Below are 12,155 nucleotides of genomic sequence, written 5' to 3' on the forward strand. Positions count from 1 at the left end.
TGCTCCGCGAAGTGCTCATTGAGTTCTAGAACGCAATGAACTCCAAGTAAAGCGCACGCGCTCGCGGAAGCCAATGCAGGCGGGTCTCTTCGCAGTTGGGCCTTCATGCGGGGGATCGCATCGTCTGGCGGCTGACGTGGCGAAGCAGCTTCAGTGTCCGATCCGTCCACGCGCACCCCGTGGGTGGTGAGGATGCCGCGCTCGTTCCAGTCCATCCGAATCCGATACAGCGACTCACCGGCCAGAACCGCTGCATGGCCTCGACCGCCAGCGGACCCGTCACCGGGTCGATCACGAGGAAACCGTTCTCGGCGCGGTACCCGAACGGCACCCTGCCGCCATGCCAGGAGCCTTCGATGGCCTGTTGCTTCGCTGCCCGCGCGACACGGCGGGCGGTGTCGGCGGAGGACTTGTTCGCCATCGCCACGAGCACACGGGCCATCGCTACATCAGAATCCGTGTCCAACCGCAGGGAGCCGGTGACCGAGCGGACTTCGAACCCGCCGAGCACCTTCGCGTCGATGAGGTCTTCCAGGTCGCGCGGGTCGCGCACGGCCCGGTCGAGGTCGTAGGCGATCATCACCTGCGCCTGCCCGCCGGTGAGGTGGGTGAGCATGGCGCGGAACTGCGGCCGAACCACGCGCCGCACTCGCTCACCCGACGGCAGGGTGATCGTGCGCTGCTTGAACGCCGACGTGTCATTCTCGCGAAACACTGCGACGACCTCCCAACCGTGGGCTTCGGCGTAGGCGCGGCAGTCGGCCTCCTGCCGATCCACACCCCGCTCCGTACCCTCCGGGTCGTCGCTGATCCTGACGTACACGACCGCCCGCAAAGGCGCGGCGCCTGTAGCCTGTTCCTGCTGATCGTTGTGGCCCATCTCCGGCCCACCTTCCTACTCGTATGAGGGGTAGGTGCGTTTACAGAACCGCGGCTAGTCGGTGGTGACGAACGTTCCGTCGGGAAGATAGATTGCGCTGCTGCCTGCCATGGTCGCGAACTCGACGTCCACCTGAAGGATCCGCGGGGCGTCGGAATCGGCGTCGGGGAGTCGCTTCTTGGTGATCGTGAACCTTGCCGATGCAGTATCGGCCGGTTCTGCACCGACCCGTTCGGCGTTGGCCGCGACGATGGCATCGAGCTGCGCCGCGGTGATCTGCGAAAAGCTGAAGAGCTCGTCAGGTGTCGGTGTGGTCGACTCGTCGATCGATACCGTCGGGAAGGCGCCGGAGTCCATCGAAAACTCCTGCTGCTCACCACCGTCGACCGTAGGGTCCACAGTCAGCTCGATCCCGCCGGAGCCGCAGGCGATGCATATGGAGCCGATGCGAGGTGTGGTCGCGTCGATGCCTGCACGCGGCAGAGATGAGGCGACCTGGTCGAGGGCGGCGGCGGTATCGCCGATGTCGAAGATCGGGGCGACGGTTCCGTCGAGCTTTGCCAGGTAGCTGGTGCTTTCGCCCTCGACAGAGGCGCGCACTTCGATGAGCGGCTCGGCGTCCGGTGCTTCCTTACTGATCTCGACGCGATCGTCACCGGTCTGGTCGATCCCGAGGGTTGCGGTGATCTCGTCGTATGCCGCGACGACTACCGAAGGATCGAGGACCGAGAGAGGGAAGGTATTGCGGACGCGGGCGCCGCTGTCGTTGCTGGCCCCACGCCTGACGTCTACCCGGTCAGGGTCGTAGTTTCCGCTGGGGTCCTGGCTGGCGTGGTAGACGACGCGCTGCGCGTTCGTCTCATCGAGTACGACGAGCTCGGTCCAGAAACCGTAGAAGGTGACCTCGAGTACGTGTTCGGTGCTGCCGGGAATGTCCTTCTCGGCCATCACCGTCATCGCGGCCAATGCGTCGAGACCGAACTGGCCGATGGCAGTGGTGATCTCCCATTCGCCCGTGCCCGTATCGATGTCGGTGGCTGTGGTGACCGCCGAGGAGAAAGCGGAGCTCAGTCCCGCGGTGTCGGGCAGCAGTAGGCCGGTCGCCGAACCGAAAACCGCGAAGGTAGTGCAGAAACAGACGGTGGCCATCGCCCGCGACACCACCCCGCCGCGAGGGACGGTGTAGACGCGTTCCGGTGGTATCTCCGCCGGGATCTCGGCGGCCAGCACCTTGCCGTGCTGCTGGAGCTCGGAGTCCTTCCACGGCATGATGACTGCGCCCGGAAGGCGGTGCACTTCCTCGATCGTGGCCATGCGACGCTCGCCGACGGCAGACTCGAGCACCTTGGGCTGAGCCATTGCGCGGGTGGACGTGACATAGGAGCCGTCGCGGAACAGTCGATCCACGACGGTGAGACCGAACTTCGCGATCCGGAAATGCTGCGTGAGCTCTGTCTCCACCGAATGGATTACCGCGACCTTGGCATGCGGTGAGTCGATGGCGGTGGCGCGCCGTGGACCGCCCGCCGCGAGATCGGGGTTCTCGACGAAGCCGGTGACGGATCCGCGGAGTCGTCGTGCACCGACAACCACACCGAGTGCTGCAATACCGGCGCCTGCGCCGTACAGAAACAACGATGAGGTGTCGGCCGCAATGGTGAGACCGGTGAACGAAACGACGCCGGTGGCGGCACCTGTAATGGCCGCACGGAGTGAGAATCTGCGGCTCACCTTGGGCATCGGGTGACGCTAACATACTGATCTTGTAGTTAGATCGGGGTGTGGTAGCACCCGACGAGCATCTGCGGACATCGAGTGGTGGCGCGCTGTCCGACGACGAGCACCGTCACTCGGAGCGGGCTCCGGTCGAGAGTGCCGGCGGCGACGATCTCGACAATCTCCAGTTCGGCGCGTATGTCGACGCCAACCACACCTCCTGGTTGCCGGTCGTGGTCGGAGTCCCATCCAGCGCAGTGGTCGTGCTGTGTGGCTGGATGTGGACGCAGATCGGCCGGGATGACTTCCTTACCTCCCTCGCGCTGGTGATTCCCATGGTGTTGGCTCTGGGCGCGGTTCTCGCGGTGACCCACCGCCGGCCGCCGCGACTGGGGATCCAGATCAGTCCGACGGAGGTCATGCTGGGTGATTGGTCGGAACGCACCTACCGATTCCCGAGGTCTGCTGTAACCAAGGTCAAGATGAGCGTCGGCCCGTGGGAAGGTAGCTCGACATGGGTGCCTGCCGAGCATGATTTCCGGCTGCGATCGCATTACTACCTGCAGATCACTCTGCGCAGCGGGGAGTTCTTCTGCGTACCGGCCGATCCCCACAACAACCCGGTCAGTGATCGGATAATCCTCGAGCTCAGGCGCACCGTTGCACCGCTGGCGCTCGAGTCGAAGCCATCCAAGCCTGACCATGTCGCGCCGAAGCAGGCACCACCATCGCCACCGCCGTCGGCCGGTCTCGCGACACCGTCTTCCGCAGAGAAGCTCTGGGAGTCCGCGAAGATCAAGCACGACGAGATTCTGCTCGCCTACCTGCCGTACGAGACCGAACCGCTGATCCTCATGCGATATCCCGCACTCACCGACATCACGCACCCCGCGACGGCGGCATTCCATGAGGCGATGGAGGAAGCGACCGCGTTGCGTACCGAGACTATGCCGTCGGATTCGACGTTCGCAGCGGCATACCGGGATGCGGTCCGCCGTCTCACCGTCGCCTGGGCGACTGCCGAACGATCCGCGAAACGTGAGGGTACGACGTACCTCGATCCGGTGGACCGCCGCAGACTCGAACAAGCAGCGAAGCTGCTGCGGCACGCCGAGAGCGCCGAGTCGCTCCCCGAACGCGCAGTGTACTTGCGTCAGGTCAAGTCGATCATGGACGAGTTGGTCGAGGGCGGCGCTATCCATGCCCCGGTGAAGGTCGTCGAAGCGATCGAAGCGGCCACGGCTCGTGCGATCGAGGCTGCGGCGCAGCGATAACGGCAGGTGACCGGTCGATCTACCTCCTCAGCTGACTACGAGCAGTGCAAGTAGAAGCTCAGCCCGTACACGTGCATCCGCGAGATCGACATCGAGCAACTCCTCGATCTTGGCGATACGTGCGCGAAGGGTATGACGGTGAACTTCGAGCGCTGCGGCCGCCGCTTCCCATTCTACTGTGCCCGTGCATCACGGCCGAGCTACGCGATGATGGGATCGAGGTGAACCACAGCGGGTGGAACGGGTGATGCGTGAGAACGGGATCGTCGGGGTGCATCTGCGCAAGACTGTCCGCACCACGGTCCCCGAGCCGCCCGCGACCCCGGTACCGGATCTGATCCGGCGGGACTTCACCGCGAGCGCACCGAACACCCAAGTACGTCGGCGACATTCCCCCAAACACTTCGTGCAGGGAGGTACCCCCACTTACCTTCCGGTTGCGGCCAATTTCTTTATCTGGCCACGGTATTGGTCCTGCGCTCGAAACGGCTGGCGGGGTGGTCGATAGTCCTGCACATGCGCACCGAGTGGGTCACCGACGCACTGTGGTCGGCGGCCCCCGCCCGCGGTGCCGCCAGCCTGGAGGGTGCACTCTTTCACAGCGATTATGCCGAGGTTTTCGTTGAGCCGAGGAATCAAGGAACCTGCGCTGCGCGCTGAACCGTCCCGTGCGCAGGCTGGTTGCGCTGCGGGTCGTGGCGGCCTTTTGTCCTGCACTCGGTTTACCGTTCCGAGTTATTGTGTCGCTGCAGTGCATGCGTGGATCTGGCAGCTCGCCAGCGAGTCCAGTGGCCGCGTCATGCGGACTGATCGCTACCCCTGCTGTGATCGGCATAGAGCATCTCACTGCGTTTCTTCAGCGCCACGGCAGTGTCATCGAATGCACGTTTCACCCAATCGCCGGTGTCCCTCATGATTTCGTGCGCGGCTTCGCCGAGGAACGCGTCCGTCGAATAGTAACGACAACGGTCTTCAGCGATGTGCTCGAGAACTTGGTCACGTCGGGCGGCGTCCGGTGACACGTCGGTTGCTCGCAGTTCCCACGACAGCAAGCGTTCCGGCACGACGGCGCAAACGTATTCGACGTAGGGGAACGTCTCGGTTTCGCCGGAGTAGTCGATCAAGGTCATCTCTAGGGGCGCACCGATTTCCAGTGTGGACCGTGCTGATACGCAGAAGGGGTTCCAGTGCGAATAACTGTCAAGGTCCGTGAGGACCTGCCACACGAGACTCGCGGGTGCCTCGATGTCGACCGTTATAGATCGAACAAGCGTGGAAGGGTCATAAATTGGAATAGACAACTCGGACATTCGACCTCCAGAAGTGAGAGACGTCGTTGGTGAATTCAGATGTTGGTGGGATTTTTTCGGGGTCAAGTGAATACGGCATGTCCACCGGTCAGGACAGCGCCGCCGGCGGTCGTAACGTCGAAGCAGGAAGCCGTTGCATCACCCCATACGCGAATCTGTGCAGAGTCGCCGGGGAACACAGGCGCTGCAAATCGGCCGAAGAGTGCCTTCAGATCGGCCGGATGGGCACCGAGCAGGTCCGCGAGAGGAAGCGTCGTCGCGGCAAGCGTGCACATCCCGTGCAGAATGGGGCGTGGCTGTCCGATGCGGGCGGCAGCGTCGGGATCGATGTGGATATGATGCCGGTCACCGGTGAGCCGGTAGAGGGCAGCTTGATCGGACCCGGTCGTGAGGGCGCCGACGAGTTCAGCATCCCGCGAGGGCGCGGTCGGTCCTGACGGGCCGCGGTCGCCGCCGAAACCGCCGGAACCAGGCGCGAACAATGACCAGGTTGCCACGAAGTAATCGCTCTCGACGACTACTTCGAACACCGCGGCACGGCCCTTGTCCCAGACGGCGCCAACATGTGCCGACATCGTGATCTCACCGGACCGAGGCATGGGAGAGAGCACGTCGAGGCTCTGCGATCCGTGGAGAGCAGTCTTCGTGTCGAACGCCCCGAGAGCGCCCAGCGCATCCGGTGCCCACTGTGCAAGTGTCAGGGCAAAGGTGGGCAGGATGCGAAGTCGATCCTCGAATACCAGGTCGAGGTCGGTTGCCCGCGCACCGACTGCCAGCGCATACAGGATGGCGTCACGTTCGTCGTAAGCGACCACACGGGTGCCCAGGTCGAGGCCACGCCATCGAGCGGGAGTCGATGTCGGTTCGGTCATGGGCGAAGTCCCTCCTGCTGTTGTGGCAACTATGTGTTCGACCTGCCGCTTCACGCGGTCGTCCGGGCGAACCTCGGGTAGTCGATGTACCCCTCCGCGCCGCCGCCGTAGTAGGAGCTCGGATCAGGTGTCGTCACAGGCCATCCGTTCTGCATGCGCTCGACGAGATCGGGGTTGGCGATGAACGGCTGTCCGAACGCGGCGAGGTCGATCAAGTTGTTCCCTACCAACTTCTCGGCCAGCTCCTGAGTCATACCACCGGCGAGAATGATCGTTCCCCGGTAACAGGCTCGGAACGCGGAAAGGAACCCGACATCGAGGATGCAGGTTCCTGCGGGACGTTGATCGATGAGATGCACATAGGCAACGTCTCGTCGAGACAGTTCGGACGCCAGGTACAGGTATGTGTCGGCGGCCTCGGCGTAGGAAGGCATGTCGAATAGTTCGCTGAACGGGGAGAGTCGAATTCCGACGCGGATGCTACCGATCGCCTCGATCACTGCATCGACCGCTTCCAACAGGAACCGAGTGCGATTTCGTATCGAACCACCGTAGTGATCGGCTCTCGTGTTGGTCGAGGGGTTGAGGAACTGTTCGAACAGGTAGCCGTTGGCCCCGTGCAATTCGACACCGTCGAAGCCGGCGGTGCGTGCATTGGTTGCGGCGCCGGCGAAGTCACGAGTTACGCGACCGACCTCTTCTGTGGACAAGGGGCGAGGATCGCTGACGTCGACGAAGCCGTCGGTCTCGGCATCACTGAACGCGAAGGTCTTACATTCATGGGCCGGTGCGGCGCCGGCGCTGACAGGCCGCTGTCGTCCGGGTTGGATCGAAATGTGCGACAACCGGCCGACGTGCCAGAGTTGGGCAAAGATTCGACCATCTTCGCTGTGAACGGCGTCGGTTACCGTTCGCCAGCCGGAGACTTGCTCGCCGGACCAGATGCCGGGGACATACGCATATCCTTGCCCTTCCGGGGAGATCGGTGTGCCTTCGGTGACGATCAGTCCGGCACCTGCCCGCTGGCGGTAATACTCCGCCGTATCCGAGTTCGCGACGGTATCGACGCAGCGTGCCCGGGTCATGGGTGCCATCACCACGCGGTTTTCGAGGACGAGTTCACCGAGCTGGTACGTGTCGAACAACTGGGTCAATCGATTCTCTTTCCTTGAGGGAGGTCTATGACTCTCGTGAACGGCGCGAGGCGCGTCGACCGGTCCGGCACCGGATCCCGGTACGCACCACCTGATCGCGTGACCATCGTCACCGCGACAGGGGCAACTGTAGCCAGTGGCTAATCTAGCGTCAATCAAGAGGGGTGACCGACTCGGAAGCCTGACATGTCGTACGGGTACTTGCCGGTAGCTCCACCGTCGACCACCAGCACTTGGCCGGTCCGGGCGAGATTGCTCACCAGGAAGACGAGGGCGCTCGCGACGTCGGCAGGCATGGTCACCCTCCGGAGTGGTACCTGGGTGCGGATGTCCTCGAGCGCATCGGCGTCGAGGATTTCCGAAATTCGGGGAGTGAGAACGAAACCGGGAGCAACCGCGTTGATGCGGACATCGTGGGGTCCTAGCGCGATTGCTGCAGAGCGGACCAGTGATCCGAGTGCAGCCTTGTATACGCCGTACGCAGCGTGCGCCGGTGAGCTGCCGATTCCGGAGACCGACGAGACGAAGGTGATGGAGCCCTCGCCGCGGTCGCGGAGCCGGGCGCCGAAGTGTCGGATCGCGAGCACGGCGTGGCGCAGGACAATGGCTTCCTCCCAGCGCCAGTCGTCGTCGGTGAGGTCGAGCAGGGGTCCGTATCGCGCCATGCCGATGACGTCGACGACGCCGTCGACCTCGCCTGCCCGCTCGGCCAACGCAGCCATATCGGCGTTGTCGGTGGCATCGACATGCTCGGCCGTTGCCGCGTGGCCGATCTCTGCGCAGACGGCAGCCGTGCGGTCCTGATCGATGTCGACGACGACTGTGGAACCGAGTTGAGCGAGCGCGTGGGATACCTGCCGCCCCATTCCCTGTCCGCCACCGAGCACGAGGTATCGGCGTCCGGACAGGTCGAATAGACTGCGGTAGTCGACTATCCGGTCACTTCGGTGCGATCGACAGGGAAGGCCAGGTCATGGGTCATGCGCCTCTCCGATCGTGGATCTGCGGCCGCCCCACTGTCACACCGCCTTCGGGGACAGAGGCAACTCTCCCACCGAATCAGCGTCGTCGGACTCGATGTCGCCTGTCATGAGCGTTGCCTCAGGCGCGGCGATGCTGTTGCTGTTCGGCATCGTGGCAATCACGACGATGCCCAGCAGGGCTGCGGCGCCGACGACGCCGGAGGCGGCGTAGGAGTTACCGGTCATCGCGGTGAGTTTTCCTGCGAGGTAAGGCCCGGCCCCGCCGCCGACTGCCGAACCGAGGCCGAACCCGATCGCAGCGCCGGTGTAGCGAACCGCAGCGGGGAACGCCGAGGTGAGTGTTGCATAGGCCGGGACTGCGGCGGCGCCGGCGAGGCCGACGAGGAGCATGTGGCCCATTGCGGTGACGAACAGATTGCCGCCAGTTACCTTGATGAAGTACATGATCGGGAACATCGATACAAGGATGATGCCCAGCGACAGGATCATGGTGTTCCGGCGGCCACTCCTGTCGATCATGAATCCGGCGGCGAATCCGACGGCGATGGAGAAGGTCGATCCAGCGGTTGCCAGCCAGGCTGTGGTGCCGGGGGTCATACCGACCTCCTGTTGTAGGAAGAGCGGCATGTACGCCGGAACCACGTAGCCGATCGCGAGAACCGACGTACTGAGCGCGACCACACGCAGCAAGGTCGCGGGGTATCGCGTGACGACCGAACGCAGGGGAGCGCGCTGTACCTCGTGTTTGTCGGCGAGTGCCTTGAAGTCTGGCGATTCCTCGAGCCGGGTACGCAGGTACAGCACGTACAGCATCAGGGGGAGCGACATGAGGAGGGGAATGCGCCAGCCCCAGTTCGCCATCCACTCTTCCGAGGACAGCGAGGTGGTGACGGCGACGACCAGTGGAGCAAGCGCGGCGCCGAAGGCGAATCCGACCGGGGTCATCGCGCTCAGGATGCCGTAGTTCTTGGCAGACGCATGCTCGGTGACGAACGTGGCCGAACCCATCTGCTCGCCGCCGGCGAAGAAACCCTGCAGTAGACGGGTGGCGACGAGCAGTATCGGGGCGAGGATCCCGAGTGCGGACTGCGTCGGCAGGAGTCCCATCAGGACAGTGGCGCCACCCATGCCGGTGATGGTGACGATCAGCGCGAATCGGCGACCGAAGCGATCACCGATTCGACCGAAGATGATGCCTCCGACCGGGCGCGCAATGAAGCCGGTGCCGAGGACTGCAAGGGAGCTCAGAACCCCGGCTGCAGGGTCGTCGCTGGGGAAGAACTGGGGCGACAGATAGACGATGAGGAATGTGAAAACCATGAAGTCGTAGGCTTCGACCGCAGTTCCGAAGAAGCCTGCCATCGACGCCCTGCGCGCCAGGCTTCGTGGCGCGATCTCGGGTGAGCTCATATGGATCCTGTTCGATGTGTCGTTAGATGTAATGCCCGACGGGAGTCTCGGTGCCGGGGTTCGGCGCGTGGCTCCCGTTCGCCGTGCAGAAGTTCCTTTACGACAAAGACGTTCACGGAACGTGCTCGACAGGCAGGTGCGCGTAGGTGCGAGAGTTCGCGGGTGTCGAACGCAGCGACCCGCGATCGTATCCACGGATCGCTGCGGCAGCGGCCAGTGACCGTAGTCACAGTAGCCAATGGCTACGTTTGCGTCAATAGAGCGGATGGAATCACCTCGACATTGCGAGTGGAGCGGGTGCGAATCGACCAGGCCGCGGCCGCTCTCTGCTGTTTTTCGGCGCCGGTGATCGTGATATGGTTCGCGCGCTATGGAAGCCCTCAGCGACCTCACCGAATCCGCCGACGTCTGGACCACACCACAGGCGGCAGAGTTCCTCGATATCAGCCGCCAGGCGATCAACAAGCGCATCCAGAACAGGAAGATGCTCGGCTATGCGGGCAACGGAATGACCCTGTTCCCGGTATGGCAGTTCGACTTGGAGAATCGCCGGGTTCGTCGGGAGGTGCCCAAGTTTCTCGCGGCGTTCGACGAGAACATCGAACCGCACGCCATCGCCCGGTGGTCGACCACGAAAATCGACGAGTTCGACCGGACTCCGGCCGAAATGTTGTTGTGCCCGAATACCGCGGAGGATGCGCTTCGGTTGGCCGGGGCCTGCACGGCCGGCTCGGTCGACGAAAGCGCCCCACCGGCTACCGAATCCGGTGTCAAGCGCACGGGTCAGAAGGTCGCCGAGTGGAGACCGTCTCGGGCGGGGTCGTCCGGAGCGCAACACGACATCCTTCTCGCTGCTGCGGATCTCTTCTCCCGCAAGGGCCCGGCGAAAGTCACCTTGCGAGAGATCGCCGCCGCGGCGGACGTGTCCTACGGCCTGATTCATCGGTTCTATCGCACGAAAGAGAACCTCTTGGTGGCGGTGATGGAGTTGCTGGTCAGCTATGGCGGCGACCGTCTCTCCGATGAGAAAGATGTCTACGCCGCGATCGACAACTCGTTCGGCGCCGATATCGATTCGGGTCAGTTCGGTCGGATGCTGATGTGGTCGGTTTTCGAGGAGACGTCACCGGATCGATTGCTCGGGCAAGTCAGTTCCCGCGGTTATCGATCGCAGATCGATGCATTGTGGGAGAACCCGGTCGAGCCGCGGGTGCGATCCGAATTCGATTCGAACGTGCTGGCATCTCTGATCGCTCTCGTCGGCGCGGTGTGGGATCTCTACGAGCCGTATCTCACTGAGCTCGCCGACAATCCGGGTCGTAGTCCGGAAGAGGCTCGGCAGGAAGTCACTGAACTGCTCAAGCTCCTCGTCTACGCGGCCCGGCCGAACAGATAGGACCGCACGAAGCACCGGAAATCCGGAACGCACGGAAGGCCCGAGGGGCTTTCCGCGCATTCCGGCGAGCGGGGAGTAGTCGTCGTCAGGACGGCATCAGTAGTACTCCGCGGTCGAGCTTTCCGTTCCGGGCGTCGTCGAGGAGAGACTCGAAGTCGTCCAGTTCGTAGGTCTTGGTGACGAGTTCGTCCAGAAGGAGTCGACCCGACCGGTAGAGGCCCAGGTACTTGGGGATGTCGGCGCCCGGTCGTGCGGAGCCGTAGCGGCAGCCCAGCACCGAGCGATCCATGTAGAACGTGGCGGCTGGAACCGACAGTGTGGCTTCCGGGCCGGCGACGCCGAGCATGATCAGCTGGCCGCCCCAATCGAGCATGTCCATCGCCTGGCTGGTGATTGCCTCGCCGCCGACGCAATCGAAGACGTGGTTGGCCCCGCCGTCGGTGAGCTCACGGACGGCGGAGACGGTATCGCCCGCGGTCGCATCGATGAAGTGGGTGGCGCCAAAGAGGCTCGTCTTCGGCGCCTTGTCGGGGTTCGTGTCGATGGCGACAATCGTCGCCGCGCCTGCGACTCGAGCGCCCTGAATGACGTTGAGGCCGATGCCGCCGGCTCCGATGACGACCACCGAGTCGCCGGGGTTGACGCGGGCCCGGTTCAGTACTGCTCCGGCGCCGGTCAGCACTGCACAGCCGATCAGGCACGCGGTCGACAGCGGTATGTCCTTCGGGATCGGCACCGCTTGCCCGGCCTGGACGACGATCCGCTCGGTGAAGGTCGAGAGCGTCGCGAAGTTGTGGATCGGGGTGCCGTCGAGTTCGAACGGGGTCGCCGTCTTCCCGAATGACTCCCGGCACATCGTGGGGTATCCGGAGGTGCACGAGGCGCACTGGCCGCATGTGGCCAGTGTCGAGAGCACCACGTGATCGCCGACCGAGGGCATGGTGACACCCGGGCCGACTGCCTCGACGATGCCCGCGCCCTCGTGCCCGAGGATCACCGGGGACGGGAAGGGGATCTTTCCGTTGACGACGCTCAAGTCGCTCTGGCACAGACCGCTCGCGACGATGCGGACCTGGACTTCTCCGATCCCGGGGTCGCGGACGGTGACGCCGTCAACCAGCTTGTTGTCGGTGCCGTCGAAGACAATTGCTTTCAATTGT

10 protein-coding genes and 3 pseudogenes are annotated in these 12,155 nt (G+C 63.8%); 3 read left to right on the forward strand and 10 right to left on the reverse strand.

The genetic code is table 11. From position 1 onward, the window contains the following. Positions 1–103: 103 nt before the first annotated feature. The gene (locus ACZ46K_RS10245; protein ID WP_464748035.1) at positions 104–880 is read right to left on the reverse strand and encodes a recombinase family protein; all 777 of its coding nucleotides are present in this window, start codon (positions 878–880) and stop codon (positions 104–106) included. A gap of 54 nt (positions 881–934) precedes the next feature. Further along, complete coding sequence (locus ACZ46K_RS10250) at positions 935–2,620, reverse strand: hypothetical protein (RefSeq protein WP_054805137.1); 1,686 nt, start codon at positions 2,618–2,620, stop codon at positions 935–937. A gap of 41 nt (positions 2,621–2,661) precedes the next feature. On the opposite strand from ACZ46K_RS10250, the gene ACZ46K_RS10255 reads away from it, so the two are divergent. Further along, positions 2,662–3,870, forward strand: coding sequence for a hypothetical protein (locus ACZ46K_RS10255; protein WP_054805136.1), 1,209 nt, complete (start codon positions 2,662–2,664; stop codon positions 3,868–3,870). A 27-nt stretch (positions 3,871–3,897) separates the two neighbouring features. Here ACZ46K_RS10255 and ACZ46K_RS10260 read toward each other — a convergent pair. After that, positions 3,898–4,041 (reverse strand): annotated as a pseudogene (locus ACZ46K_RS10260) (helix-turn-helix domain-containing protein); the annotation flags it as partial. Between the two features lie 11 nt (positions 4,042–4,052). On the opposite strand from ACZ46K_RS10260, the pseudogene ACZ46K_RS10265 reads away from it, so the two are divergent. Next, positions 4,053–4,476, forward strand: a pseudogene (locus ACZ46K_RS10265) (IS3 family transposase); the annotation flags it as partial. A 191-nt stretch (positions 4,477–4,667) separates the two neighbouring features. Here ACZ46K_RS10265 and ACZ46K_RS10270 read toward each other — a convergent pair. The 6 genes and pseudogenes from ACZ46K_RS10270 to ACZ46K_RS10295 form a co-directional block, all read right to left on the reverse strand. Further along, the gene (locus ACZ46K_RS10270) at positions 4,668–5,000 is read right to left on the reverse strand and encodes an SRPBCC family protein (protein ID WP_464749527.1); all 333 of its coding nucleotides are present in this window, start codon (positions 4,998–5,000) and stop codon (positions 4,668–4,670) included. A 21-nt stretch (positions 5,001–5,021) separates the two neighbouring features. Next, a pseudogene (locus tag ACZ46K_RS10275) lies at positions 5,022–5,180 on the reverse strand (SRPBCC family protein); the annotation flags it as partial. 62 nt (positions 5,181–5,242) lie between these two features. Continuing rightward, entirely contained in the window at positions 5,243–6,052 is an 810-nt protein-coding gene (locus ACZ46K_RS10280) for a MaoC/PaaZ C-terminal domain-containing protein (RefSeq protein ID WP_054809751.1), read from the reverse strand. A 50-nt stretch (positions 6,053–6,102) separates the two neighbouring features. Then, positions 6,103–7,206 carry an alkene reductase gene (locus tag ACZ46K_RS10285; protein ID WP_054805134.1) on the reverse strand — a complete coding sequence of 368 codons (1,104 nt, stop codon included), beginning with the start codon at positions 7,204–7,206 and terminating at the stop codon, positions 6,103–6,105. Positions 7,207–7,361: 155 nt separating this feature from the next. Then, positions 7,362–8,093, reverse strand: coding sequence for an SDR family NAD(P)-dependent oxidoreductase (locus tag ACZ46K_RS10290; protein WP_054805133.1), 732 nt, complete (start codon positions 8,091–8,093; stop codon positions 7,362–7,364). 132 nt (positions 8,094–8,225) lie between these two features. Next, positions 8,226–9,599, reverse strand: coding sequence for an MFS transporter (locus ACZ46K_RS10295; RefSeq protein WP_464748037.1), 1,374 nt, complete (start codon positions 9,597–9,599; stop codon positions 8,226–8,228). Between the two features lie 370 nt (positions 9,600–9,969). On the opposite strand from ACZ46K_RS10295, the gene ACZ46K_RS10300 reads away from it, so the two are divergent. Further along, a complete protein-coding gene (locus ACZ46K_RS10300; RefSeq protein ID WP_464748040.1) occupies positions 9,970–10,995 on the forward strand; it encodes a TetR/AcrR family transcriptional regulator in 1,026 nt (341 codons plus the stop codon). An 85-nt stretch (positions 10,996–11,080) separates the two neighbouring features. Here the strand turns inward: ACZ46K_RS10300 and ACZ46K_RS10305 are convergent, their stop codons facing one another. After that, complete coding sequence (locus tag ACZ46K_RS10305; RefSeq protein WP_054809748.1) at positions 11,081–12,151, reverse strand: Zn-dependent alcohol dehydrogenase; 1,071 nt, start codon at positions 12,149–12,151, stop codon at positions 11,081–11,083. Positions 12,152–12,155 lie beyond the last annotated feature (4 nt).

Source organism: Rhodococcus sp. JCM 9793, from assembly GCF_055380405.1.